The 26,583-nt window shown below is 45.9% G+C and carries 28 protein-coding genes; 13 read left to right on the top strand and 15 right to left on the bottom strand.

Annotated features, from left to right (window positions below):
- Positions 1–179: 179 nt before the first annotated feature.
- On the bottom strand, positions 180–788 hold the full coding sequence (locus tag KCV26_14680; protein ID WZX36522.1) for a nitroreductase family protein: 609 nt from the start codon (positions 786–788) through the stop codon (positions 180–182).
- 211 nt (positions 789–999) lie between these two features.
- On the opposite strand from KCV26_14680, the gene dnaB reads away from it, so the two are divergent.
- The 8 genes from dnaB (at position 1,000) to KCV26_14640 (ending at position 7,244) form a co-directional block, all read left to right on the top strand.
- Positions 1,000–2,547: a replicative DNA helicase gene (dnaB, locus tag KCV26_14675; GenBank protein WZX36521.1), complete on the top strand. Its 1,548-nt coding sequence runs from the start codon at positions 1,000–1,002 to the stop codon at positions 2,545–2,547.
- 22 nt (positions 2,548–2,569) lie between these two features.
- Positions 2,570–2,857 (top strand): hypothetical protein, encoded by a 288-nt coding sequence (locus KCV26_14670; protein WZX36520.1) that lies wholly within the window; start codon positions 2,570–2,572, stop codon positions 2,855–2,857.
- 104 nt (positions 2,858–2,961) lie between these two features.
- Positions 2,962–4,932 carry a LysM peptidoglycan-binding domain-containing protein gene (locus KCV26_14665; protein ID WZX36519.1) on the top strand — a complete coding sequence of 657 codons (1,971 nt, stop codon included), beginning with the start codon at positions 2,962–2,964 and terminating at the stop codon, positions 4,930–4,932.
- A complete protein-coding gene (locus KCV26_14660) occupies positions 4,933–5,625 on the top strand; it encodes a PorT family protein (protein WZX36518.1) in 693 nt (230 codons plus the stop codon).
- Between the two features lie 137 nt (positions 5,626–5,762).
- The gene (locus tag KCV26_14655; protein ID WZX36517.1) at positions 5,763–6,077 is read left to right on the top strand and encodes a helix-turn-helix transcriptional regulator; all 315 of its coding nucleotides are present in this window, start codon (positions 5,763–5,765) and stop codon (positions 6,075–6,077) included.
- A 12-nt stretch (positions 6,078–6,089) separates the two neighbouring features.
- A complete protein-coding gene (locus KCV26_14650) occupies positions 6,090–6,314 on the top strand; it encodes a hypothetical protein (protein WZX36516.1) in 225 nt (74 codons plus the stop codon).
- 23 nt (positions 6,315–6,337) lie between these two features.
- Positions 6,338–6,838 carry a thioredoxin gene (gene trxA / locus KCV26_14645; protein ID WZX36515.1) on the top strand — a complete coding sequence of 167 codons (501 nt, stop codon included), beginning with the start codon at positions 6,338–6,340 and terminating at the stop codon, positions 6,836–6,838.
- A 7-nt stretch (positions 6,839–6,845) separates the two neighbouring features.
- On the top strand, positions 6,846–7,244 hold the full coding sequence (locus KCV26_14640; protein ID WZX38405.1) for a DUF302 domain-containing protein: 399 nt from the start codon (positions 6,846–6,848) through the stop codon (positions 7,242–7,244).
- A 92-nt stretch (positions 7,245–7,336) separates the two neighbouring features.
- Here the strand turns inward: KCV26_14640 and KCV26_14635 are convergent, their stop codons facing one another.
- On the bottom strand, positions 7,337–8,287 hold the full coding sequence (locus tag KCV26_14635) for a diacylglycerol kinase family lipid kinase (GenBank protein ID WZX36514.1): 951 nt from the start codon (positions 8,285–8,287) through the stop codon (positions 7,337–7,339).
- A 220-nt stretch (positions 8,288–8,507) separates the two neighbouring features.
- On the opposite strand from KCV26_14635, the gene KCV26_14630 reads away from it, so the two are divergent.
- From KCV26_14630 to KCV26_14620, 3 genes are read left to right on the top strand one after another with little or no spacing between them, the layout of a single operon-like run.
- Positions 8,508–9,140, top strand: a complete 633-nt coding sequence (locus KCV26_14630; protein WZX36513.1) for an HAD family hydrolase — start codon at positions 8,508–8,510, stop codon at positions 9,138–9,140.
- A gap of 34 nt (positions 9,141–9,174) precedes the next feature.
- The gene (locus KCV26_14625; protein WZX36512.1) at positions 9,175–10,653 is read left to right on the top strand and encodes a sodium:solute symporter; all 1,479 of its coding nucleotides are present in this window, start codon (positions 9,175–9,177) and stop codon (positions 10,651–10,653) included.
- A 4-nt stretch (positions 10,654–10,657) separates the two neighbouring features.
- On the top strand, positions 10,658–11,257 hold the full coding sequence (locus KCV26_14620; GenBank protein WZX36511.1) for a YihA family ribosome biogenesis GTP-binding protein: 600 nt from the start codon (positions 10,658–10,660) through the stop codon (positions 11,255–11,257).
- Between the two features lie 41 nt (positions 11,258–11,298).
- Here KCV26_14620 and KCV26_14615 read toward each other — a convergent pair whose 3' ends face one another.
- The 6 genes from KCV26_14615 to KCV26_14590 are packed head-to-tail and all read right to left on the bottom strand — an operon-like array spanning position 11,299 to position 18,338.
- Positions 11,299–12,042, bottom strand: a complete 744-nt coding sequence (locus KCV26_14615; protein ID WZX36510.1) for a penicillin acylase family protein — start codon at positions 12,040–12,042, stop codon at positions 11,299–11,301.
- 2 nt (positions 12,043–12,044) lie between these two features.
- The gene (locus tag KCV26_14610; protein WZX36509.1) at positions 12,045–12,614 is read right to left on the bottom strand and encodes a penicillin acylase family protein; all 570 of its coding nucleotides are present in this window, start codon (positions 12,612–12,614) and stop codon (positions 12,045–12,047) included.
- A 5-nt stretch (positions 12,615–12,619) separates the two neighbouring features.
- Positions 12,620–13,678 (bottom strand): 3-dehydroquinate synthase, encoded by a 1,059-nt coding sequence (aroB, locus tag KCV26_14605; GenBank protein ID WZX36508.1) that lies wholly within the window; start codon positions 13,676–13,678, stop codon positions 12,620–12,622.
- A 21-nt stretch (positions 13,679–13,699) separates the two neighbouring features.
- The gene (locus tag KCV26_14600; GenBank protein WZX36507.1) at positions 13,700–16,675 is read right to left on the bottom strand and encodes a serine hydrolase; all 2,976 of its coding nucleotides are present in this window, start codon (positions 16,673–16,675) and stop codon (positions 13,700–13,702) included.
- Between the two features lie 60 nt (positions 16,676–16,735).
- On the bottom strand, positions 16,736–17,569 hold the full coding sequence (locus tag KCV26_14595) for a metallophosphatase (GenBank protein WZX36506.1): 834 nt from the start codon (positions 17,567–17,569) through the stop codon (positions 16,736–16,738).
- Between the two features lie 13 nt (positions 17,570–17,582).
- Positions 17,583–18,338: a 5'-nucleotidase C-terminal domain-containing protein gene (locus KCV26_14590; GenBank protein ID WZX36505.1), complete on the bottom strand. Its 756-nt coding sequence runs from the start codon at positions 18,336–18,338 to the stop codon at positions 17,583–17,585.
- Positions 18,339–18,559: 221 nt separating this feature from the next.
- Here KCV26_14590 and rplS point away from each other — a divergent pair, with 221 nt between their 5' ends.
- Entirely contained in the window at positions 18,560–18,910 is a 351-nt protein-coding gene (gene rplS / locus KCV26_14585; protein WZX36504.1) for a 50S ribosomal protein L19, read from the top strand.
- A gap of 78 nt (positions 18,911–18,988) precedes the next feature.
- Positions 18,989–19,711: a DNA repair protein RecO gene (recO, locus tag KCV26_14580; protein ID WZX36503.1), complete on the top strand. Its 723-nt coding sequence runs from the start codon at positions 18,989–18,991 to the stop codon at positions 19,709–19,711.
- Here the strand turns inward: recO and KCV26_14575 are convergent.
- From KCV26_14575 to KCV26_14545, 7 genes are all read right to left on the bottom strand, one after another.
- Positions 19,669–20,355, bottom strand: a complete 687-nt coding sequence (locus KCV26_14575) for a thiamine diphosphokinase (GenBank protein WZX36502.1) — start codon at positions 20,353–20,355, stop codon at positions 19,669–19,671. The genes recO and KCV26_14575 overlap by 43 nt on opposite strands.
- A 43-nt stretch (positions 20,356–20,398) precedes the next feature.
- On the bottom strand, positions 20,399–21,133 hold the full coding sequence (ric, locus tag KCV26_14570; GenBank protein ID WZX36501.1) for an iron-sulfur cluster repair di-iron protein: 735 nt from the start codon (positions 21,131–21,133) through the stop codon (positions 20,399–20,401).
- A 28-nt stretch (positions 21,134–21,161) separates the two neighbouring features.
- Positions 21,162–23,387, bottom strand: a complete 2,226-nt coding sequence (locus KCV26_14565) for a nitric-oxide reductase large subunit (GenBank protein ID WZX36500.1) — start codon at positions 23,385–23,387, stop codon at positions 21,162–21,164.
- Positions 23,388–23,500: 113 nt separating this feature from the next.
- Complete coding sequence (locus KCV26_14560) at positions 23,501–23,935, bottom strand: Rrf2 family transcriptional regulator (GenBank protein WZX36499.1); 435 nt, start codon at positions 23,933–23,935, stop codon at positions 23,501–23,503.
- 88 nt (positions 23,936–24,023) lie between these two features.
- Positions 24,024–24,683 carry a hemolysin III family protein gene (locus KCV26_14555; GenBank protein WZX36498.1) on the bottom strand — a complete coding sequence of 220 codons (660 nt, stop codon included), beginning with the start codon at positions 24,681–24,683 and terminating at the stop codon, positions 24,024–24,026.
- Positions 24,676–25,842 carry a carboxypeptidase-like regulatory domain-containing protein gene (locus tag KCV26_14550; GenBank protein ID WZX36497.1) on the bottom strand — a complete coding sequence of 389 codons (1,167 nt, stop codon included), beginning with the start codon at positions 25,840–25,842 and terminating at the stop codon, positions 24,676–24,678. The genes KCV26_14555 and KCV26_14550 overlap by 8 nt, the downstream gene beginning before the upstream one ends.
- Positions 25,843–25,861: 19 nt before the next feature.
- Positions 25,862–26,389 (bottom strand): sigma-70 family RNA polymerase sigma factor, encoded by a 528-nt coding sequence (locus tag KCV26_14545; GenBank protein ID WZX38404.1) that lies wholly within the window; start codon positions 26,387–26,389, stop codon positions 25,862–25,864.
- Positions 26,390–26,583: the final 194 nt, after the last annotated feature.

The following is a 26,583-nucleotide window of genomic DNA, read 5'->3' as shown; positions in this document are numbered from 1 at the left end:
CGAACAATATGTGGATCTGCAAATTTTTTTTTTGAAAAAAAGAGGTTTTTATAAAATAAACATCAACCTCCTGAGAGGTGAATATTTGGATATTTGTTCTCAAATAGGTTTCCTAATAAAAAATGAGGGTGAAATCACATTGTGATACACCCTCGTATAAGTTTTCCGGCAACGAAAAATCATTTAAAAACCAATATCCGCTTTTCCAGCGGTTCGTGCGTTTTTTCTCCCGGTCCGGACAAGGGAGTTCCGAAAGGCATTTGCGCGACAAGTTTCCAGTCTTGGCTAATGCCCCATTCCTTTTGGATGCCTTCGTCGATAAGCGGGTTATAATGTTGCAGCGATGCGCCAAATCCTTCGTTTTCCAACGCCATCCAAACCAATATTTGGCTTATAGCGGTAGAATGTTCGCTCCATTGTGCAAATTTTTCGCTGTATGAGGGCATACTATCTTGCAAGCCTTTCACCACCGACATGTCTTCAAAAAAAAGTACCGTACCGTATCCGGCGAGAAAAGAGCTGTTCACTTTTTCTTCGGTTTTTTTCCACGCCTCCTCCGAATGGCTTATCTTTTTTAACTCAGCTTTGGTGAGTTCCCATAATTTTTTGTGGTTTTCGCCCAGAAGCAATACCATTCTTGCCGATTGCGAATTGAAAGGTGATGGGGCCCAATAGGCTACGTATTCGATGATTTTCTGTATTTCTTCATCTGAAACCGGTGACTCGTTGCCCAATTGATAATAAGTTCTTCTATCTCTGATAGACTCTTGCAGGCTTTTATTTTTCATATTTTTATGTTTATATTTATGAGTTTTATTATATAACAAAAATAGTATAAAAATGTTTTTCGTATAGATTTAATCTATACTATGAGGTGATAAAAAAGTTTTCAACACACTTTGTTGATAAACTCATTATAATAAAAACGTCAAAAATTGGGATGTTTAAAATTTACGGGATAACTTTGAAGTCTTTTTGGAAAAGATCTTTTATAACAAAATGGAAAAACAGAAGCGACAAAGAAACACAAAAATCATTGAAAAGACTGTCATTGTACCCGAAATCGGAAAATTGCCGCCACAAGCACCGGAACTGGAAGAAGCTGTTTTGGGAGCATTGATGCTTGAAAAAGACGCTTATTCGGTGGTGAGTGATATATTAAAACCCGAAAGTTTTTACAATCCTGTTCACAACATAATATTCGGTGCCATCCAAGGCCTGGCAGTTCAGCAAAAACCGGTGGATGTCCTCACTGTGGTGGAAGAATTAAAACGGCGGGGTGAACTTCAATCGGCCGGGGGAGCAGTCTATATTGCCGAGTTGTCTGAAAAGGTGGCATCTGCAGCGCACATCGAATACCATTCTCGGATTATTGCCCAAAAGTACCTCGCCCGGGAATTGATTTCATTTTCTTCTGAGGTCACGCAGCAGGCTTTTGATGAAACCATTGATGTGGATGATTTGATGCAGGAAACGGAAGGACGTCTTTTCGAGATTTCGCAGCGGAACGTTAAAAAAGATGTTATTCAGATCAATCCCGTTATCAAGGAAGCGATGAAGATTATTCAGCTCGCTGCAAACCGAAAAGACGGGATGAGCGGTATCCCCACCGGATTTAACCAGCTGGACAAGCTGACCATGGGATGGCAAAATTCCGACCTTATCATTATTGCCGCCCGCCCCGCCATGGGGAAAACGGCTTTCGTGCTTTCCATGGCAAAGAATATTGCCATCAATTTTGAACATCCTGTGGGTTTTTTCTCGCTTGAAATGTCCAATGTACAACTGGTAAACCGCCTGATTGTGAACGTTTGCCAGATAAAGGGCGAAAGCATCAAGAGCGGTCGGTTGACGCAAGACGAGTGGGACCGGCTGGATATAAAGATCAAGGAACTTTACGATGCACCGATATTTATTGACGATACCCCCAGTTTGTCGGTGTTTGAACTGAGGACAAAGGCCCGTAGGCTGGTGCGTGAGCATAATGTGAAGATACTGGTCATTGACTATTTGCAATTGATGAATGCCAGCGGGATGAGTTTTGGCAGCCGTGAACAGGAGGTGAGCATGATATCCCGGTCGCTGAAAGGATTGGCTAAGGAACTGAATATTCCCATCATTGCGTTGTCGCAATTGAATCGGGGTGTGGAAAGTCGTCAGGGTAACGAGGGAAAACGTCCACAACTTGCCGACTTGCGCGAATCGGGGGCTATTGAACAGGACGCTGACCTGGTTTGTTTTATTCACCGGCCCGAATACTACCGGATCACGGAAGACGAAAGCGGTAACTCGCTTATCGGCATGGCAGAAATAATTGTGGCAAAACACCGGAATGGGCCGACAGGTATTGCGACCATGCGTTTTGATAACGAGTATGCCCGGTTCGAGAACCTGGATGATCACAACACCAGCCGGAATAAAGCCAATTACATAGAGCGTACTTCAAGAATGAATTCAAGGCAAACGATCAAGGGAGCAGAGGCTGTTCCCGAGATGACTTCAACCGATTTCATGACTGAAAACGGAAAAGAAGAACTTCCCTTTTAAAAGAACTCTAGAATAAAAATCAATGAATAGAATACAACATTTTTTTTCAATGCTTATTCTGCCTGTAGTCCTTATGCTTGCGGTTTCTTGTGGCGGTGTGGATTCCGATGCAAAGAAAGCGGCTTCCCTTACCAATAAATCCATAGAAAAAACCAATCAATTAAAATTGGAAGAGGCAGAAAAACTGTACAGGAAATCACAGGAAATCATCAGGAAGTATGAGTCGCACCGGAAATGGGAAAAATTCAGTAAACTCTACCGGCAATACCGTGACGAAGGAAAAGCCAATCCTCAAGAACAGAATCGCTGACAAAGTTGTTATCACTTTAATTAACACAAGCGAAGTCTCATAAATAATTATTATTTGTATTTTTGCCCTTTCTAGTTTTTATTGGAATATTTAAAATAAACGGAATGCATACTTCACTCGGAACGAGAAAAATATTGTTGTTCTTCCTCCTGGCTGTTCTATTCACAGCGGTTAGTGCTGCCCAAACACCGGCATATGAAAAAATCACTACAAACGGGCAATCCTTTTATAAGTACAAAGTTAAATCGGGCGAAGGATTGATGGCCATTTCGCGGACTTTCAACGTCACGGTAAACGAAATCCTGAAGCATAATCCGACAGCCGGATCAGGGTTGAAAAACGGCCAGGAACTGCTGATACCGGTTCGGGAGGACGCTCCGCTAACTCAAACCCGTCAGCAACTCCCTCTTGACCAAAACCACACTTTCCGCCATACCATAGCCAGGGGAGAAACCCTGTACGGTATTGCACAGATGTATAACACGAGTGTTGACGAAATTATTCGTTATAATTCAGGCCTGACAGAAAATATTACCGAAGGGCAGGTTATTGTTGTGCCGCAGCAGAGATCGCTTTCCTCGACCCACGAGAACTACCGCTATCATACTATTCTTCCGAAAGAGACGCTCTATTCGGTATCCAGAACCTATTCGTTAAAACCCGAGGACCTGGTCGCCGCCAATACCGGCTTGTCCGTAGAAACTTTCCAAATTGGAAAAACCATCCGGATTCCTTTTTTTCAGATGCAGGCCGATTTTATTCCGTACGAACAACAGACGCAAAACATAACTCATAAAGTAAAAAGGGGAGAAACACTCTATTCTATTTCACAGGCTTACGACGTTCCGGTTGAATTAATTGAAAAAGCAAATCCCATACTTGTTGCAGGATTAAAAACAAACATGGAGTTGATCGTCCCCGTAAAAGTTACCCGGTTGGATGAAAATGTCCGCACGAGAGAAATTGAGGCGAACCGCCTACTCAGCCTGAGCAATGAAGCGCAAAGGACAGACGTGATCAGGGTGGGTCTTCTCCTTCCTTTTCTGGATAAATCCGGAGGGCAACATTTGCGGTTGCAGGAATATTACGAAGGATTTCTGTTGGCTGTGGAAAAAATGAAAAAAGAAGGAGCCAACATCGAGGTGTATATTTTTGAGATCGGTAGCAGGGCAAAACTCGAAAGTTTGCTGGGGACCCTGGAGATGGAATCACTGCATCTGTTGATCGGGGGCATGACGGATGACCAGATTAGGATCATTTCCGATTTTTCTAAAAAACACAACATCAAGTACATCATTCCGTTTTCTTCCAAAAACAGTGAGGTTCAGAACAACAACCACATCTTTCAGGTAAACTCGCCCCAGTCCTACTTTTATTCCAAGGCATCCGGAGTGTTTATGGAAACATTCAGGAATGCAAACGTAGTTATCGTGAATGCTCCCGGACGATCCGATAAGGCTGATTTTATTTCTACCCTGAAAGCCGATTTGAAACGGAAAAACGTCCGCTACCAGGAACTTTCACTTACCTCAAACCTCTCAACGGACATGCTACCGTTGCTTCAGACCAACGGAGAAAATGTAGTCGTTCCTACTACCGGAGATTCCGGGTCACTTCGCGAAATTTTTGATGCCCTTGAGAAAGTGCGTCAAGCCCGACAGGGAATTATCACGCGATTGTTCGGATATCCGGAATGGCAGACTTACAACACAGAAGTCAAGAAATCGTTACACGAGTACGGAACCTATTTCTACACATCGTTCTATGTAGATGAACAGGATGTGGAGACGCGGCAATTCGTGGAAAACTTTAAACAGTGGTACGGCCGTGACCTGATCAATACCTATCCCAAATACGGTTTGTTCGGATACGATACCGGAATGTTTTTCCTGAATGCCGTTTACCGTTTCGGAACCAACTTTGAACAACGAATAAACCGGATACCGTCGAATTCACTTCAGTTTGCTTTCAAATTTGACCGGGTCAATAACTGGGGCGGATTCATCAATACCGGATTGTATCTTATCCATTACGATGCAGGAAATGCTGTAAATAAAATCAATAAAAGCCGATAAATGAAACGTTTGTTGCCTGGGATCCTATTGTTTTTACTTTTCTCCGTGCAGGTTTTTGCACAAAAAAATGATTTTGGGAAAGAACTTTATGTCGGGGTAGGGGGAGGAGCACTTATGACGACTGTTGATTTTGTTCCAGCTGTTTTACAGAAATCCCATCTTGGTATTCACGGCGGTATTTCGGCAAAATACATTTCGGAAAAAAACCTGGGGTTATTGCTCGAATTGAATTATGCCCAACGAGGATGGACAGAGGATTTTCCCCCCGAAAACGGATTTGCATACGATAAAACGTTGCACTACCTGGAAGTTCCTTTCATGACGCACGTTTATTTTGGAAGAAGTGTCCGGTTTATTATCAATGCGGGACCACAACTTGGTTTTTTGTTGGGAAGCTCTGAAAACATGAACGAGGCTTTGTCTGCCGATGTGGCCGCCAGAAGAGAAGAAAATCCCGATGAACAAATAGGCATGCAATATGTTTTGGAACCCCGGAGTTTTGATTATGGTCTTGTCGGGGGTGTTGGAATGGAACTGAAAACCGGAGCAGGTAATGTGGAGCTCGAAGGCCGATATTATTTCGGGTTGGGCGATGTTTTTGAAAACAGGAAGACACAAGAGAATTTCTTTTTTAACCGTTCCGCTCACCGCATCATTGAGGCGAAGCTTTCCTATTTCTTCAAAGTAAAGTAACGTTCAATTTCGTTGGGAGTAAACTGCAAAAAAGAAGTAAAAATTTTTAGTTTTTAATTGGTCAATCAAAAAAAATGGTGTACTTTTGAACAAAAATATATGAATATATGTTCATATATTGATTTGATGGAAAAACGATGGAATTTAGCATGCTGGAGATAAAGGAACAAAAGGTGGATAAAGCGCAATTCGAGGAGGCTGCGTACATACTGAAAGCCCTGGCAAATGAAATCAGGTTAAGTGTGATTACCTTGTTGTCCAACGAAAAGGAAAAATCGGTATCTGAGTTGCTGGAGGCAATTGATTGTGAACAATCCCTGCTTTCGTATCACCTGACCGACATGCGCGCAAAAGGTATATTAAACTGCCGCAGAAGCGGAAAAAATTGTTTTTATTCCATCAGAAACAGTCGGGTAATCCAATTGTTGAGCTGCATCATAGATTGTAATTGACAAGAATTGAACATGAAGGATTTTTTTACAAGACACGGATTGAAAGTTGCGGGAGTCATTGTAGGCGCTATCGGAGGCTACTTGTATTACTACTTCGTCGGTTGCGGCACGGGCAGTTGTCCCATCACTTCAAATCCGTGGAGGATGACAATTTACGGTGCCGTTTTGGGACTGCTGATTTTTGATATTTTTAAGAAAGAAGAAGGTAAAAGAAAAGAGATAAAGAACGGTAAATAAAAAAATTATCTACAAAAAACAACATGAAAATTAAACTTATTATCGCCGCACTTGTGGCATCGTTTATCTTTGTTGCGTGCAGCAACAACAACGGCAAGTCAACATCATCGCCGCAGGCGGCGATAACCCTGCAGGAAACTAATTTAAACAAAACAAATATGGCTAAAACAATTCATTTAACGAAAGCTGATTTTCTAACGAAAGTGGCAAACTACGAGAAAAATCCCCAAGCATGGGAATACCTGGGTGACAAACCCGCTATTATTGATTTTTATGCCGATTGGTGTGGTCCGTGTAAAATGGTAGCCCCTATACTGGAACAACTGGCTGCAGAATACGAAGGACAGATTTACATCTACAAAGTAGATACCGAAGCAGAACAGGAACTGGCTGCCGATTTTGGAATCCGCAGCATCCCGACGTTGCTTTTCGTTCCGATGAACGAAGCTCCGCAAATGGCGCAGGGTGCATTACCGAAAGATGCTTTTAAGCAGGCTATCGACGAGGTTTTACTCAAAAATTAAGCTCAGGATCATGGACAAAATGTTTTTCGAAAGTAAAAGCAGGTATGCCTTCGACGAGACGGTTGAAAGACTCGACAATATCATCGCTGAAGCAGGATGGCGTGTTACGCACACCCACGATCTGCAAGAGACGATGAGAAAGAACGGCTACGAAGTGCTTCCAGTGAAAGTCATAGAACTTTGCAATCCGAAATATGCTTACCGCATGCTTTCGGCCGACGAGTTGAGAATTTACGGAAACATGATGCCCTGTCGCATTTCGGTACACGAAAAAGCCGATGGGAAGACCTATGTTTCACGCATGAACTCGGCCTTGTTTGCTTCGCAGATCGGTGGTGTAGTGGAGGAGGTAATGAGTGGTGCGTATCACGATGCCGAAAGCTTTGTGGCGCAAATTGCAGAATAGCGCTTGAAATTTATTTTTGTTTTAATAACTTGTTATGAATGAAGAACGGGTGTACTCGAGATGAGTGTGCCCGTTTTGCTTGTGCCTTGAATTTATACATTGATCCAACGGGTGATGGCAGTGAAAATATTTTCCTTTTCTTTTGGTGGTTTTTCTTCCACTTGCTTTGGGGCAAAAACCTTCAATCCCTTGTGGAAAATTTTCACTTCAATCTCTTTTCCGGTACTTACCGGTTCTCCGTCAACGTGCAGTACGCCTGATTTTTTTCTTTTAATAGTGAGGCTGCTGGTGAGTAACGAGATCATCTTGCTGTTTTTATCGATGTTCCGGGTAAAAAGTTGCAGCGTGGTTTGTGGAATTTCATTGGGATTAAGCGGCTTCAGTATGGATACATTCATCTTTCCGTCTTCCATGTCGGCACCGGGCGCAATGTACACTTCGTTCCCGTACTGGGAGGCATTGGCACAGGTAAGAAGAAACGCCCGTTCGTTAAGCGTTCCTCCGTCGTGCGTGATTTCGTATTCTTCCGACCTGAACTCGATAACGCCTTCCACAATGTTACGGACGTAACCCAGGGGACCGCGCTTTTTTTCTTCGGCAAACTTGTCGCTGATAAACGCATCAAATCCGACGCCGCAAGTGCAAAAGAAAATATGCCCGTTGGCAGAGCCATAATCAATGGTTCGTACATTGCCGTCGAGTATGGTTTGTATGGCCTTTTCCGAATCCATAGAAATACGCAGGTCGCGTGCCAGGCCGTTACCCGACCCAAAAGGGATGATTCCCAGAACGGTATCGGTGTTCACCAGGGCTTTTGCCACTTCATTAACCGTGCCGTCGCCCCCGGCAGTCAATACGTAGGCAAATTTGTTTTTCACGGCCTGTTTGGCAATCTCGGTGGCATGACCGGGATAGCCGGTGATCCGGATAACCACGTCGAATTGGGTTTGGTCGAAAGCGGATGCCACTTCTTCGGGGATATTTTTCTTCGACTCCGTTCCCGATACCGGATTGATTATGACGCAAACGCTGCTCTTTTCCATGTCGTCTATTTGGTACAAAAATAGGATAAAAACTGTTTCCCCGACATTTTCCCAATCATTTATTTGCCCTTTCGGGCATTGTTGAGTACTTTTGCAGCTTACAAATAAAAAATGCTTCCGGTCCACGGGGTGTCGTTATTCTACAGGTATCCCTCGTTTACTTGCAATTATTGCCGCTGTGGCGGGCAGGTAGGGTGGGATCGAACAACTTATTCACCGTATGACAAAACCCGACAGTTTGATTTTTGATATGGATGGAACCCTTTGGGACAATGTTGATTCTTATGCTATTGTCTGGAACAGGGCATTGGAGGCAAAAGGTTATCGTTTGCGGGTAACCCGTGAAGATCTGCTGAGCCTGATGGGAAAAGAAGCGCGTGTCATGCTCGACACCATTCTTCCCGATGCCTCCCGGTCGGTTCAGGATGGATTGTTTGACGAAGTTGTACGGCAGTACCAGTTGTTGGTTCCCGATATGAAACCGCATATCTACGAAAGTGTCTACGAGGGATTGGAAAAACTGTCGGAAAAATATCCGCTATTCCTGCTCAGTAACTGCGAGAAAGGAGGCCTGGTGAATTTCATGAGGCACACCGGAACGGCGCACCTGTTTACCGATTATATGGAACATGGAGAAAACCTGAAACCCAAGTCGTTTAACATGAAACTGCTCAAGGAACGGAACAACCTGCAAAATCCTTTGTATATCGGTGATACCGATTCCGACAGCAAGGCTTCGGCAGAAGCTGGTGTACCGTTTGTGTTTGTGACTTACGGATTTGGGAAAACAGACCGGTACGCGTATACATTCGATTCATTTCCGCAGCTTGTCGACTTCTTTTTAGAGGTATAGTTCGTCCTTGTTCTTTATTCTTTGTTCTAAAAATATGCAAAGCAGCTTTATCCTTATTGTCATAGTCGCCTATTTTCTGTTGCTGATGTTCATTTCCTACTTTACCAGCCGGAAAGGGGCGGACAACGATGCGTTTTTCCGTGCCAACAAATCCTCCAAATGGTACATCGTGGCGTTTGCGATGATCGGAACATCGATTTCGGGTGTGACGTTTGTATCCGTTCCGGGAATGGTCCGCAACCTCGATATGACCTACATGCAGATGGTACTGGGATTCTTTTTCGGATACCTGGTCATTGCCTACGTGCTTTTACCGTTGTACTACAGGCTAAACCTGACAACCATCTACGGTTATCTCGAGCAGCGCTACGGGCAGCGATCCTATAAAACCGGGGCGTGGTTTTTCCTGCTTTCTAAAATAGTGGGTGCAGCCGCCCGGCTATACCTGGTAGCGTTTATTCTTCAGTCGTTGGTTTTCGATGCCTGGGGCGTTCCCTTTGTTGTAACGGTTGTCGGAATTATTCTCATTATCTGGCTCTACAGCCATAAAAGCGGCATCAAAACCATCATATGGACGGATTGGGTTCAGACCTTGCTTTTCCTGACGGCCCTGGTGTTGATCATCTGGCAGGTGATGGCACGACTCGATTTCAGCTGGGGCGACACCTTTCGGGCTATAAGCGAGAGTACGCATGCCCGTATTTTCGTGTTTGACGACTGGGCAAGCACGCAAAACTTTTTCAAACAATTTTTCAGCGGGATGTTCATTACCATTGTGATGACGGGGCTAGACCAGGACCAGATGCAGAAGAACCTGACGATAAAGAACTTGAAAGATGCCCAGAAAAATGTGGTCTCCTACGGCCTTGCTTTTGCCCCGATCAACCTGTTGTTCCTGTCGCTGGGAGTCTTGCTGCTTATTTTTGCGCAGCAAAACGGAATTGTGCTTCCCGAAGTGTCCGACAATATTCTTCCGGTCATTGCCAGCCAGCACCTGGGGCAAGCGGTGCTGGGAATTTTCATAACGGGAATTGTGGCGGCTGCCTTTTCAAGTGCAGATTCAGCGCTGACAGCGCTCACAACATCGTTTTGCGTGGATATCCTGGAAATGAAAAAGACCGAAAATCCCGATACGGAGCGCAAGAACATTACAACACGCCGCAGGGTACATCTGTTTATAAGTATTATTTTTGTTCTTATTATCCTGCTGATAGAGGCCATCGGCTCCGACAGTATCATCACTGCGATTTACAAACTGGCCTCATACACCTACGGCCCGCTGCTCGGATTGTATTTCTGCGGATTGTATACCCGGGTGAAACCCATCGACAAATGGGTACCGTACGTTGCCGTTGCAGCACCGGTTATCTGCTTCGTATTTGAAACCGTGATGAAACAGGTTTTGGGCTACCAGGTGGGTTATGAACTCTTGCTTGTCAATGCTGCACTTACCGGAACCGGCCTTTGGATATTGTCGTTAAACAACTATAAACCTTTAACCCTCAACCCGTAACCTCATGCTTATCAAATCTGCCGAATTTATCATCAGTAACACCGATTACCTGAAATGTCCGCAGGACGGGAAGCCTGAATATGCTTTTATTGGACGCTCCAATGTTGGAAAATCATCGCTTATCAACATGCTGACCAACCGGAAAGGATTGGCCATGACCTCATCCACACCCGGAAAAACGATGCTGATCAACCATTTTCTGATTAACGGAGAATGGTATCTGGTAGATTTACCGGGATACGGCTATGCCCGACGTGGAAAGGAAAACCGGGATCGGTTGCAACAGATAATCGAAGATTACGTGCTGGAACGTGAAGCGCTGACCTCACTTTTTGTATTGGTGGACAGCCGTCACGAGCCTCAGAAAATAGATTTGGAGTTTATGGAATGGCTGGGTGAAAACGGTGTCCCTTTCGGCATTGTTTTTACAAAAGGCGACAAGCAGGGTCCCGTGCGACTGCAGCAAAACGTGGATGCTTACAAGCAGAAATTGCTGGAAACGTGGGAAGAACTTCCGCCCGTTTTCGTTACCTCCTCCGAAAAGAAGTCGGGCAGGGAAGAGTTACTCGATTATATTGAGGAAATAAACAAATCTGTTTTGTAATTGCCGCACCGGGTTCGTTAAATTTCCTGCAACGCTTTTTATCACCGTTTGTGCAGGTATTCCTCCACCCCTTTTTGCGTGAAGACCTCGGTCCTGACGGTGTGTTTTTTTACTTGCTCCGGAGTAAACCAGGCTTCACGCAGCTCTTTCTTCGAAAACAGTTCCAGCTGATCGCCGTTATGCGGAGAGTTGTTTTGCGTCGCATTGCCGTAGCTCAGCAACACGTTGGCTTTTATATTTTCTCCGAATTCGATAATACCCACCCACGAGTCGCCACTGCCAACATACATTTGTTTACCGTCACGGCTGTCGTAAGAATGAGCAACCCTGAAGACGCCCAACCCCTCAGTGGCGCCGTTAGCAGGAAAGTCTCTACCGTTCTGCCTTAACCGGTAAAAATCGCCCCACGGCACATCAAGTCTCCCGAACCGGGCTTGCATCTCGTCGACCGTTGCTTCCAACAACTGCACCGCTCTTAAGGGATCGGAGAAGCCGTCAGGAGTAGTGTCCGGATGCTCCCTGTTCCATTTAACGGAATAATTGGCCGGATCGTTGATGTTAAATCTTGAAGCCCACAAGTAAAATAAGAGCGTTCCCCTACTGTCCGTGTTGGCTTCACGATCCCATTCCTCAAGAACTGCTCTGGCCTCTTTGGCTTTTTGCGAACCGTAATGATCGACGGCCGTGAAAAGATCATCCAACATGCGGTCGGCAAATTCCAGCCGTGTCGAGAGTTTGTAACCGACAAGTTCGTCAAACGTAATGGAACTGTCTTCGAGCATCATTTTCACAGCCCGTTGCGGGCGAAACGGCCCGGTCCGACAGCATACTCATTGGAACCGGATGAACCCCACTGTTGGGACAGTCCCACTTCACGGCTGGCGATAAACCGCGTGAAAACAACAAACATGCTGTGCATGTTTACATCTTTGGGGGTAACCGGCAAAACCATTTCATTTTCCTTGTCGATGGCTTCGGGGTGTGCGTCTGCATAAGCATTCAATCCTTTAACAAACGATCCGATGATTGTTTTAACCCGGGGATCCTGCTGCGCTTCCCAGGTATCCGCCAATTCTTCAAAGCCTAGCGTGTGAATAAGGATGTCGTTTTGCAATTTCTCCTTGCCCCAGTATTCGGCTCCTTTTCCGCGAGAACTCCCGTAGAGCTTGAGTATCAGGTTGGCGTGATTGTGCATTTGTGCCCATCCCTGAGCAAAAAACAGCTCTTCGGTACTGTTTGCTGTTATGTGCGGAACTCCCCAGGTGTCCCAGGCAATTTGAGCGGGTTTGTCCTCCTGTGAGCACGACGAAGTACAGATAAACAACAGGAAAACTCCAGTTAGCAGTAAAGCGTGCATGGTTTTCATAACCCAACGCTGTCCCGGTAAAAATCCAGCGACTGGAAAATCAGGTCTTTGCCGGCAACTTGGTTGATCTGTATTTTTCCAATGCCGGAGAGGAGCGTAAAGTTGACAGACGAAGCGCTTGCGTTCTTTTTATCGTGTTTCATAATATCGTAAAGGTGTTCGTAATCGTCGCAATCCAGGGCAAAGGCACCGTAATTCCGGTGGATAAAACGAACGGTTTTCTGCAGTTCCTCTTTGGGAAACCCGCACATACGATGCGACAGATACAGCTCCGCGATTAACCCCCACGCCACGGCATAACCGTGTAAAACGGGCCTCGCCGTTTCCAGGGCAAAACTCTCGAAAGCGTGCCCGACAGTATGTCCCAGGTTTAGCGCCTTGCGGATATGGCTTTCAAAAGGGTCTTTTTCCACGATCCCCTCCTTGATGGAGACCGAACGGAAGACCGCATCGGTAAGCCATTCATAGTCGATGTTTCCGGCATCGAAAGCCAGCAACCTTTCCCATTCTGCCTCCGCACTGATAAGTGCGTGTTTGAGCATTTCAGAAAAACCCGAAAGGATGTCCTCGCGGCCGAGCGTATGAAAAAAACGGGAAGAGATCAATACGCATTCAGCCGGATAAAACGCCCCTATCTCGTTCTTGAATCCTTCGAAATTGATGCCGGTTTTTCCTCCGACAGCGGCATCTACCGCTCCCAATAGAGTAGTAGGGATGTTGACGTATGTGATCCCGCGCTTGAACGTAGCTGCTGCAAATCCGCCAATATCGGTGATCATTCCGCCGCCCAGGTTTATCAACAACGAGTGTCGCGTCGCACCGTTTTGGGTAAGGTGCTTCCAGATGTGTGCCAGGTTTTCGAGCGTCTTGTTGGTGTCGTTTGCCGGAATTACAATCCGGCTTGCATTCTTTATCGCGGCAAAGGGTTCAAGAATGGGAAAGCAAAGGTTGGCCGTATGTTCGTCCGTCAGCACAAAAAGTTTGTCGTGCTTGATTCCCGACACGGTTTTTTCGATATCGGTTATCAGGTTGGTGCTTTTGATGATTCGTTGCATGTTTGACTCGATGTTTGAAGTTCAATTTTTTCCCAATTGGTTAGTTCCCAGCTCCTTTATGCTCATTGCTTTATACAGTTCATCCTGGATACGTTCCCTGATTTTCAAGGTCGATAATCGATTGGGAGAACGCTCCGGAAAAATCCGGTTCGACAAAAAGATATAAATCATGTTGTTGTCGGGATCCACCCAGAAACTGGTTCCGGTAAAACCTGTGTGACCATATACGGACACAGGGGTAAGCGGACTGGTGGGGCTTGCATTGTTGTTTCGCGGGTCGGGTTTGTCGAATCCCAATCCGCGGCGACTGTTACTGCTTTTTGTTTTGGTAAATAGGTTTACGGTCTCTTCGCTTAAAAATCTTTCCCCGCCGTATTCTCCTCCGTTCAGCCACATTTGGGAGAGTTTTGCCAGGTCGTTGGCGTTGGAAAACAATCCGGCATTACCCGAAATCCCGCCGAACAAGGCTGCTCCTTCGTCGTGGACATACCCCCTTAATTGCTGTTTTCGAAAGAAAGGATCGTTCTCGGTGGGAGCGATGCTGTTGACCGGCATGTGGTCTAACGGACGGAATGTCAGTGTTGTCGCTCCCAGCTTCTTGTAGAAGTTGTCTTTTACGAAGCTGTCCAGACCGGTTTTGGAAATGTGCTCAACGGCTTCTTTCAGTAACATGAAATTCAGGCAGCTATACCGGTAGGTCTTTGAGCGAAGTTCGGTGGCGATCACCTCTTTCAGCAAGGCCCGGTGCATGTCGTCGCTCGCATACAGGTCCCTGGCTACAGGCAAGTGAAAGGTCGCGGATGGTTTATCCGATATAAACGACGGAATAAACGCGTAGTCGGTTCGGCCCCATGCACCGGCATAACGGGCGTGATGGAGCGCCGACCTTTTCCCGAACAGCGATCCGTTAAAGCTGTTCGGGTCAATGGCCGTTGTGTAATAAGGTATAAAGGAAACTATGCCCGTTTCGTGAAAGAGAGCGTCTCGAACAGTCAAGTTTGCTTTGTTGGTACCCCGGGTTTCGGGTACGAATTTTCCAATATGGTCCTGCAGCCGGATCTTTTTCTCGTCGTACAACTTCATGATCGCTGGAACAGTGGCTGCTGCCTTGGTTATCGAGGCCAGATCGTAAACGGTTTCGGCATCAACTTTTGCCCCGGAAGCGTATTCCATGTTCCCGAATCCTTTGTCGTAAATAACCGTCCCGTCTTTTACCACCATCACGTAACATCCGGGATAGGCCCGTTGACGGATACCCTCGAACGCGATTTTTTCTACACCCTGCAGACTTTCGGACAAGATCCCGACTTCTTCGGGAAGCGAGTAGGAGAGACGCGTCTTTTGGGTATCGATCCCTTTGTTAACTTCAAATCCACCGGCCGAAACAGGCAGTTTTCCCGAGAAGCCGATGCCTCCGAAAACGGCTTGTGCCGCACTCATCTGGGCAAAATCGGTGTTGTCGTAAGCTACGACGACGGAAGATGCATGGTCCGTTGCCGGTTTTATATTGTCGAGCGTGTAGGGTGAATCGAACAATACCAGAACCGATTTTGCGGCACTTTTTATCACTTGTTGAAGCGCGGGCGAGTCAACCGCGGGGACGGAGTGTACAGAGATTATAACGGTATCGAACTCTTTCAGCATTACGCTGTCGGCAGTAGCTGCCTGAAAAGCGGTAACTCCGGCATATTTCTTCAGCCATTTCTGAAAGGTATTTTGCTCCGGGGCGCCGATCGCTACGCAGGCAATCCGGTTTTTATCCAGCTCCCTTATTGGCAGGATGGAATCGTTGTTTTTAACCAACGTAACGGCCTTGTCGTAGATTTTTCGTTGTGTCCACTCACTTTCCGGAGCGTGTATGTTGCGGTTCAACGTACGGATGTTTATCGGCTTGATGCGATGAACGCCGAGAATGTATTTGTACGTCAGTATTTTTCTAACTTTTTCTTCGAGCATTGCCGGGGAAATAACTCCTTTCTCAACCGCCTGCTTCACCTCCTGAAATTCTTTCTCCTGATCGATCACTCCCAGAATAACATCGTTTCCGGCCAGCAGTGCTTTTACGCTCATGTCGGACTGGTTGGAAACACCTTTCATCGCCATTCCGTCGGTAAAAGTAAGTCCGGTAAAGCCCATCTGCTCTTTCAACAGTTTCTGTCCCACGTTTATCGATAACGAAGCCGGTAAGTCATTTGTATTTAGTGCGGGGACGTTCAAATGCCCGAGCATCATCCCCGACAGGCCGGCGTTGACGTATTGCCAGAAAGGATATAATTCCACCGAGTCTAACCGGGCCATATCGTGGCTTACGGTCGGCAAGGTCCGGTGCGAATCTTCCGATGTGTCGCCGTGTCCGGGAAAGTGTTTGGCAACCGCCATCACGCCGTTCTCCTCCATCCCCCGTGCAATGGCAATGCCTTGCCGGGCCACGTTGGCGGGAAGTTCGCCAAAGGACCGGGTGCCTATGACCGGGTTGTCGGGATTGGTATGTACATCAATGGAAGGGGCAAAGTTAATGTGGATACCCATTTCACGACATTGCCGGGCAACCTCCTTTCCGTACTGCTTCAGCGTTTCTTCATCGTGAATGGCTCCGGTGATCAGGTTTCGTGGAAAACGCGGCGCATCGCTCAGGCGCATCGATAATCCCCATTCACCGTCCAGTGCCACAAAAAGCGGGGTTTTGGCAATGCTTTGAAGGTAGTTGGTCATTTCGGCCTGCATAGCCAGCGTACCTTTCGAAAACAATACCCCCCCGATTTTCTGGTTATTTATATAACCCGCGATTCTTGTTTTCCAACTGCTCTTCGATTCCACGATAGGCATAAAGAGCTGGCCTATCTTTTCGTCCTGGCTCAGGCTGTTGTAAACGGAGTCCACCCATGAGTCCAATTTTATTGTGTCGGCTTGCCGGTAGAGGTTGGTTTCGGTTTGAGCGGCAAGTACAGCGGTGAATAAATAAAATGTAAAAAACAGGGTATCTCTTTTCTTGAACATGATCGGTTTATTTGTATCAACTTCAGACATTAAGGTTCGGACCAGTAATCTGTCCTCGACTTATTGCTTCATTTTCTCGAGTTCCACGTCAATTCTTCCGACATAGATTCCTCTTCCTGCTGTTTGAAAAACCATAACGTTTTTGTTATCAATATTTTTCAATATATCCGGAGTTTTCATATGGGTGTGGCTGTGGCCACCGATAATAATATCAATGTTTCTTGTTTGTCCCACCAACCGCTTATCGGCCGTGTAACCCAAGTGTGACAGGCAGATAACCATATCGCACCGGTCGGTTGTCTTCAGCTTTAAAGCCAGTTCGTTTGCCACCCGCTCCGGCGGAAGAAATTTCATTCCCTCGTAATTACCGGAAGCAATCAGCCCCCTGGGCTGAATATTGATAGCGATCACACCAATTTTCACCCCGTCCTTTTTAAGTATAAGGTACGGTTTGATCAAATTGTTCAGCGGTGTGCCGGAAAAATCGTAATTACTGCTGATGATGGGGAATTTTGCCCGGCTTACAACTTTTTCCAGTATTTCCAGTCCGTAGTCAAATTCATGATTTCCGAGCGTAACGGCATCGTAACGCATCAGGTTCATGGCTTCCGTCTCCACCTCACCTTTGAAAAGGTTAAAGTAGGGTGTTCCCTGCAAAAAGTCCCCTGCATCGAAAAGTAAAACATTTTTATTTTCTTTCCTTACCTGCTCGATGTAGTTTATCCTGCGGACAACCCCTCCCTTGTTCCCGGCAATGCGGTCGGATTCAGGAACAGGCTCTATGCGGCTGTGTGTATCGTTTGTATGGAGAATGACAATGCTCTTTTGCCCGAAGACAACGGTTCCGCACATAAAAACAGTGAGGATGAGGAGGGAAAAATATTTTTTGTTCATGAGGAGTTGAGTGTTATTCAATAACGGTGATCCTTCCATCGAGACGAGAGGTAATCTCATTTCCCTGGCGGGTTTGTTCCTTCACATAGTCGATCATCACATCGCGGAGCGTGATACCCGTGTTTGTGGTCTTCAGTGCGTTGCGCAAGGCATCCATATCGTTGTTGCCGTCGGCAAGGTAGTCGAGTGTGGAAACCGTGTAAACCTTGTCCTCGTCAATAGGTTTTCCATCTACGGTAACCGATTGAACTTTCCTGTCCTTGATGGCCAGCCTTACGTTGGAAGAGATTCCCGCTCCGCCAATCCAGGCATAGGAGTCAAAAATCTTCTTCAAATCGGTTCCTTTCAGCTCGAGAAAGGTTATGGCGTTGTCGAAAGAGTAAATTTCGTACAGGTCTCCGACCGTTATTTTACCTTTCGGCATATTGGCGCGATGTCCGTTGACGTTCATGATTGCCACGTCGGCACCGCCAGACAGGTGTTCATCGCCATAGATTTTCATCACATCGGAAGTGAAATTGGTAAGCAAACTTTCGGGGCGGCCGTAATCCAGCAACTGTGAAGAAGTGCCGATCACTTCATTCATCTCACGGTCGAGCTCGGTTTTGTAGTTGCGTACCAGGGCTTCCATTTTTTTATTCGGATTCGCATCGAAACGACTGCTCATTTCCACGACGGTACCGTTTATGCTGCTTATCCGGTACTGATGTGACCTGCAAGAAATCAGCAGGATAGCGGCAAGTGCGAGAATGATCGGTTGTCTATTCATTCCTTAAGACGGGTTTATTGGATGTTTGCTTTGTCAAAAATACACTATTTTTGTCAGTTTAACAACGCGTGTAACCTATTTTTACGAATAAAAAGAACCACTGTATTGTGATTTAAATAATTATTACTACCTTTGCAACCGCTTTGCGCAATCTCTGTCGATGTGTTGTCGTTATATTGCGTCCTATAGAGTTAAATATTAACATAAAGCTTTTATAAACAATGGATTTAATTAAAATTGCAGAAGAGTCTTTCGCTTCGGGAAAGAAAGAATTGCCCAAGTTTAAGAGTGGCGACACCATAACGGTTGCTTACCGTATTGTGGAAGGTAATAAGGAGCGTATTCAGCAATATCGCGGCGTGGTGATTCGTATATCGGGTAACGGCGACAACAAACGCTTTACGGTTCGTAAGATGTCGGACAATATCGGTGTTGAACGTATCTTCCCGATAAATTCTCCGTTCATCGACAGCATTACGGTGAACAGCGAAGGTAAGGTCAGGAGGACCAAACTGTATTACCTCCGTCAGTTACGCGGAAAAGCAGCCCGTATCAAAAAGAAAACGTTTTAAGAATTTTGAAACAAACACCCGGACGCTCCGACTTTTATCGGGGCGTTTTTTCATCCATTATCCATCATCCATCAGCATATGCACTGCAAAACAGAGGGCATTGTTCTGAGCAATGCCGGATACAACGATAAGTACGTCATTACACATGTTTTTACACGCAGTTTTGGGCGTATCTCATACCTGCTTCCTAAAACGCGCGGCAGGCGTTCAAGAATTAACCCTGCACTGTTTTCCCCGCTTTCCATATTGAATCTGGAAGTGGAGCATCTTCCGCTTCGTGAAATCCAGCGGTTGAAAGAGGCCGACCGGCAAACGTTGCTTTACGATATCGGCTCGGATTTGACCAAAGTTTCGCTGACTTTTTTCCTGTCGGAATTTTTATCGAAAGTTCTGCGGGAAACGGACAACAACGAATTGCTTTTCGATTACCTGAAACAGGCTGTCGAGGTGTTGGAAGAGACAAAAACGGGGTTGGCCAATTTTCATTTGACTTTTGTCCTGGGACTTACCCGGTTTCTGGGTATTTATCCCAATCTTGAGAACTATACCCAAGGTTGTTGCTTCGATATGCTGAATGGGGAGTTTACTTCCCGGACTCCGGCTCACGCCTATTATTTGCGTGAGCGGGAAAGTGCTTTTCTTAACCAACTCTCGCGGATAAATTTCTCGAACATGCACTTGTTCGTCCTGTCGCGAAACGACAGGAACCTGATCATCGACCGGATGTTGACTTATTACCGGTTGCATTTATACGATTTTCAACCGATCAAATCACTGGATGTGCTTCGGGAATTGTTTTGATCTTTTTCGCTGTCAAACACCTGAAAGACAAGTACCCTCCCGCAAGTATCCACTGTAAAGCTATCGCCCAGCGATTCATTCAGCGTGCCTTGCCACCAGTTGGTGAGAATCCTGTTTTCTATGGGGTACTTCAGCCCTTTGGTGGTAATGGGCTTCTGCCCGATGGAAAACAGGGAGACCTTTTCCCCCGCAAAGCTATTGAAGGTAGTTCTTGAACTGATGGGCGTAAAAACGCCGTAGTTGGTAACCATCTTCACGTTTGCCACCGCTTCGTAATCGGCAAGAAGCGAGATGTTCCCGATGCTGTGATCCTCACGCATCCCGGTTCCGCCCACAATAACGATGTTTCTCCTGCCGTTCTCCGCACAAAACAGAACCGATTTGGTCAGGTCGTTGGTTTCCTGTTCTTTATCGGGAAATAACTTATCCGAGAAGCGAATCCTGTTCTCTTCGGAGATGGAGTCGCAGTCGCCCACAATAGCATCGGGAAAGCCACCGGCTTCGATAAAATGATTGGCCGCTCCGTCACAGCAAACGATGTAGGGTGCATTCTTTATTACCGATAGCGGCACGGGGTGATGGGGATACTTCCCGTTTGCGACAATAACTGCTGTTGAGCCGTCGTCTTTGTTTTCTGATCTCATCTTGAGGGTTCTTTGATACAAAGATAACAACAGGAATCGGATTTCACGTGTGAATAGAGAAAATAACGTGTTCAAATTCTATCGCAGCAGGGAACAGAATATTGTTTTCGAGGTGGATGTGCCTGTGAAGGTCATCTTCAAATTCTTTCAGCAAATTCAGGGTTACCCTGTAGGTATTGCAACCGTCTTGAGGTGTTTCGTAGTTTTTGCTCAATTCACTGATTCTTCTGAAACGAACGCCTTCATTGTCGTGCTCTGCATGCATCGTTTTAATTGGGTTTTCGATGCTTCCGAAAGGAGGTCTTCTTAATTTTTCACCCGTTATTCTTTTATCCACCATTTCCCGGATTAAAGGGAACAAGATACTTTCTTCTTTTTTCATGTGAGCCGATAACGTTTCTGCAGATTGAGAAAACAACTCATTTATTTCGTGTAACTCGGGGTGTCTATTGCCGTGAACATCCGTAATTTTCGCCAGATAGGCAGTTATTTCAGGAATTTTTGCAAAGACATACCTGTGGTGTTTCTTCTCAATGTAATCGGCGAGCAGGTCGATCGACCACGATTTAAAATCAATGTCCGAATCTTCTTTTTTGTTCAACACTTCCGATAACTCTTGCAAAATTACGTTTTCATCTATGTTGTTTTCTTTGCTGGCAGCCGCAATGCTCCGGCTTCCGTTACAACAGAAATCGATGTTGTATGATTTAAAGACAGCTGCCGTTTTGTAGTTTTCAGCTACAATTTTTCCAATAATACTTTCTGAATTGATGAGCATGTTTTTTAATTTTATGTGAATGAATGAACTAATTTGTTGATTTGTCTTTTTTCAGGGTTAATTGATAAACAAACAGGAAGAGCGTAAGGGTTCCTATGCCGAACACGGTGTCTCCAATGATCCTCGACCATTTGAATGCATTTACCACCGGTTGTTGCATGAATTCGGCCGAACGTGCATACCACATCCCGTGGTTTACACTGGCAAACGTTTGCATTAATCCAACGGGCAGTAAGCTGACGACCACCATTAAAAGCAAGCCGGCGTTCAGTGTCCAGAACGTGAATTTAATGAGCTTGTCGTTCCATTTTTGTTTGCGGTACATGCTGCGAAGCACAAACAGCATCAACCCGATTCCCAACATGCCGTATACACCGAAAAGTGCGGCATGTCCGTGTACGGGAGTAGTGTTCAGGCCTTGCATATAATACAATGCGATGGGCGGATTGATGATAAATCCGAAAATGCCGGCACCCAGGAAGTTCCAGAAAGCTACCGATAACAGGAAATAGATGGGCCATTTATAATCTGCCAGCCATTCGGTTGATTTACTCATCCGGTAATTGTGGAACGCCTCAAATCCGATCAACACCAGCGGAACAACTTCCAAGGCGCTGAATGTCGCTCCCAGTGCCATGACACCTGTGGGTGTTCCCGTGAAGTAGAGGTGGTGGAATGTTCCCAGGATACCGCCAGAAAGGAAGATAATGGTGGCGAACAGCACGTTGTTGGTTGCCGACTTTATTCTCAGTAACCCCATCCGGGTAAACAAGAATGCTGCAACTACCGTCGCAAACACTTCGAAGAAGCCTTCAACCCACAAATGGACAACCCACCAGCGCCAGTATTCAGCAATGGCCAGGTTGGTGGTGCGTCCCCACATCAAGCCTGCTGCATAGAAAAATGCAATGGCAAAGCAGGAGATCAGGAAGAGAATGAGCAATCCCCTTTCGCTGGTTCCTTTCTTGATGATGGGGACAATGGGCCGGATCATCAGTGCAAGCCACAGGAACAATCCGATAACCAGCAGCAACTGCCAGAATCTCCCCAAGTCAACATATTCGTAACCCTGGTGCCCGAACCAGAAGTTCTCTACCAGCCCCAGTTTTTGCATTACACCAAACCATTGTCCGATAAGTGAGCCGGCAACAACGATGAGCAACGCCACGAATAGCACGTTCACGCCGAGCTTTTGAAATTTAGGATCCCTGCCGCTTAACGACGGAGCAATATAGAGTCCGGTGGCTAACCAGGCGCTTGCAATCCAGAAAATAGCAATCTGAACGTGCCATGTGCGTGTGATGGAGTAGGGAAGGAAGCTGGCAATATCAATGCCGTAGAGCGCATCGCCTTCCACGCCGTAGTGCGCGGTAAGAATCCCCAGCATTACCTGAGCCAGGATCAGGATGTTTACGATCCAGAAATATTTCTTTGTCGCTCGCATCGACGGGGTAACCACCTGGTTCATTAACGGGTCATTCACCGGCTTCAACACTTCCTCCTGCTGTGTACGCGCCTGTACGAAAACAAGAATACCAATTCCAATTAACAGCATGATGATGCTGAAGCCTGTCCAGATTACCAGGTCGCCGGTCGGTACGTTCCCGATCTGAGCATCGTTGGGCCAGTTGTGGGTATAGGTTATGCTTTCCCCGGGCCTTTCCGTTACACATGCCCACGATGCCCAAAAGAAAAATTGAGCCATTTTCTCCATCCTCGACTCGTCCTTGATGGCATTTTTCGGTATGGCGTAATCGGAACGTAATTTATCCAGCGCCGGGTCATTCATAAACAAGGATGTATAATGAGCCTTGTTGTGCTCAAACGCTTCGATCCTTTCTGCGGCAAGGGTCAGCGTTTTTGTAGCCTTGTCGTAAGTGTTTTTGCGTAAAAAAATCTGAAGACGTCTTTCCAGCAGCGCTTTTTGCTCGGAGCTCTGAGAATCAAAATCGCCTCCGGCCCACTTATTCAGTAAATATTGCGCTTCCCGGTGCAGGTAGTCGGCCGTCCAGTCCGGCGCAACATAGGCTCCGTGCCCCCAAACTGTTCCCACTTCCTGTCCACCCATACTTTGCCATACGTTCTGCCCGTCTTTTATGTTACTTCCGGTAAAAAGAACGTTTCCCGATTCATCCACCACCTGCTCGGGCACCGGTGGCGCTTTCTGGTAAATCTGATTGCCGTAGAACAATAAAACGGCAAATGAAATTCCTACTACCAGTAAGAGTGCAATCCAAAGTTTTTTGTGATTCATAATTAAACGCGTTTAATGATTAATAATTGGATTAAATTGATCTTGTAGTGTATTGAAAATCAATTAGTAAAACTATTTCGGATAAAAATGTCGGAAATTAATTTAAAAAAAACTTACCTTAATAAAACCTGTATGTTCGATTTTAACTCCGTTGCCATGTCGTAAACGGTTGTAGATTCCAACATGGCGGTTAACTTTGTTCTGATCCCGGCAAATTGATGGTGTACGGGGCAGGGATTTTCATCGCTGCAGCCGGACAGCCCCAACGGGCATTGCCAAATGATCTCATCTCCATCAATAACCGATACGATGTCGCTCATCCTTACCGTTTTCATTTTGTCGAGGCCGATCTCGAAACCACCGTTGGGTCCGGTAAAAGAAGAAACTAATCCGTTTTTCGATAATGTTCCCAGAATTTTTGAGGTAAAGGCCTCGGGCGTATCGGTTTTCTTTGAAATCTCTCCCAGGGTAACTCTTTTCCCCTCAATGGATTGGATAGCGATATAAACGAGTGCCTTGATGCCGTATTTACAAGCCTTTGAGAACATTCACGATTCTTTGCCTGCAAATATATGTTATATTTGGTACAAACAAAAAAATAATACCGTTTTTTTCTTCCCCACAAAAAATTACGCCTTAATCAAGAGGGATAATGCCGGCACCGATAATGTGGCTTGCCAGTCCAAAAAGCACAAACAGGTGAAAAACTGCGTGAACAAATTCACGCTTGGCTGTAGCGTAGATGATGGCGCCGGTAATGTAAAAGACGCCTCCGGCTATAAGCCACCCGATAACTTCGATGCAGTTTTTTTCGTTTGCCGTTTCTATGAGCGGTTTAAAGGCAACCAAAACCACTAAACCCATAAAAACATACGATGCGGTCTTTAAATGACTGTTTTTCTTTAGTTCACCAAAACTGACGGCAATACCAACAAGCGCAATGATCCAGACCAGTCCGAACAGCAGCCATCCCCAGAAGCGCTCCTCGCGCAATAAAATCAGCGTGAACGGCGAGTAGCTTGCCGCGATCAGGAGGTAGATGCTTGCATGGTCGAAGTGGCGCCATTTCACTTTTCGTCCAGGCTCCTGCACAAAATGATAAACGGTGGATGAGAGCATGCAGGCCAGCATCCCGAAGCCGAAAATGGCATAGGCCAGGATTGCCCAACGGTTATCGGCAAGTATCGCCTTACGAAGCAGGAGGACGGTCGCAATCAAGGCCATCAGAACCCCGGCAGCGTGGGTGAGGTAGTTGGCCTTTTCCTCCCGTGCGGTGTAAAATTTTTCGTTACTCATTTAATGTCCAATTTAGCATTACTTTCCGGTTACGTTCCGACCAGGGAGGAGATCCCAGCAACAACCGCTTGATCTCGGTCTCCAATTCCTGGCACGAGTTTTCTTTAATGGTGATGCTGCCCGGTTGCCCTTGCCCGTTCACATAAAATTCCACTTTTATCGAAATCGGCTCATTCGGACAAACGGTTTTATCGTAATTTTTTTCGAAATAATGCCTGAATTCGGTTTCTCCGAAAACAGGGACAGTGTCTTTTACCGTTGTTGTGGAACCCACAACCGATTCTTTTTTCTGAGTTCCGAAAGCAACCACCACCACTTCATCCAAAGCCATATCGTCCGATTTCATCACAACGTCACCCAGGTGCTCTTTCAAAGGCATTTCAACTTTTTTCATTCCTATGAAAGAAGCGACCAGCATGCCTTGCTCGTCTTTCGGAACGGTTAACCGGAAGTTCCCGTCCATATCGGTGACTGCTCCGAGTTGAGTGTTTTTGACGTTTACGGTCACTCCGATAATGGGTTCTCCGATCTCATCCACGATTCTTCCCGAAATGGTTTTTGTATTCGGGGAGACAGCAGTTACGGCAGCCACTTTACCCTGAATGGCTTTCTGTTTGGGTAAGGCGGCTCTTGCAACGGATACCTGTTCCGGTTCAATAGCTTCTGCCATCCTTTCGGGTGCTTGGAGTTGCAAAGTTTCTTCGCTGACAATTTCGGCAGTTTTCTCAGCCTCAACAGCTTGCTGTACTTCTTTTTTTTGCACGGTAGTTGCCGTTCTTTCTTCTGCTGTTTTTGGCGGCGTGTGATCGGCCACGAGAACGGAATCTCTTTCGGGAGAAAGAGTGGTTTCTTCTTTTTTCAGGGATTCCGCCGATGCAACCTGAATGTCTCTTGTATCTTGTTGGCGAGGAAGAAAGGGTAGGCCGATAAGCAAGACGAGCACGGCAGCCGCAGCCCACAGCCAGACGCGTTTATCGATGCGTTTGGGTTGCGGAGCAAACCGTTTTTCCAGCTTTTCTATAGCTTCAACATGGTTGCCCGGCACCGAATCGTAACCGTCGATGGTGTCTTGCAGGAACGGATCGTTCATGGCTTCCCGTTCTAAGCGGTTAGCCTCTTTCCCGTACCGTTTTCCGTGTATGTAATCTTTTAAATTCACTTTGTCAAAATGTCGCGTGTTACGTATTGCGTGTTTGGACCCTTTGCTCTTCGTTCAATGCTCTTAGCCGTAAAATGCAATTCTTCAAATTTCTTTTTCCGTTCTGAATGTAACTTTTTACTTTTTCTAACGTATAGCCTGTCAAGGAAACGATGTCGGCATACGACTTGTCTTCGTGATAAAAATACTCGATGCTCGTCCGCTGCTCTGCGCCTAACTTTGCCATACAATAATCCAGCGCCGATTTTTCTTCGTTCACCTTCTCTTCATCTAATGGAGTAAAAAAATCGCCGTTTTCCATAACCGATTCGTTTATATCTTCGAAAAAAACGTGCTTGTCTTTCCTTATCTTCAGTAAACAGTGATTTTTAGCCACGGTATAAAGCCATGAATGAAAGTTGCTTATCTCGTAGTTTGTGATCTTTTGATTTAGATCTTCGAATAAATCCATCACGGCGTCTTGCGCATCGGGTCCATTACCGAGGTATTTCAGGCATAATCCGTACAGCATCGGAATGTATCGACGGAACAATTCGTGGAAGTACATGGTTTGACGTCCTTTTTTATACCGTTCAAACAATTCCTCGTTCGATAGGTTTGTTATTTTCCTATTGGTTTTCAAGAATTTGCTGTTTTAATACATTAATCCCGATTCACAAAAATAAGAAATTTATCGGTTTGTTTATGGAATTTCATCCCCATTTGTATCCATAAAGCAGAAGATTCAAAAAAGTATTCATG

This window comes from Petrimonas sulfuriphila (assembly GCA_038561985.1).
GTDB classification, from domain to species: Bacteria; Bacteroidota; Bacteroidia; order Bacteroidales; family Dysgonomonadaceae; genus Petrimonas; species Petrimonas sulfuriphila.
Note: the sequence above shows the minus strand (reverse complement) of the source record. Positions and strands in the feature narration are given on the sequence as shown.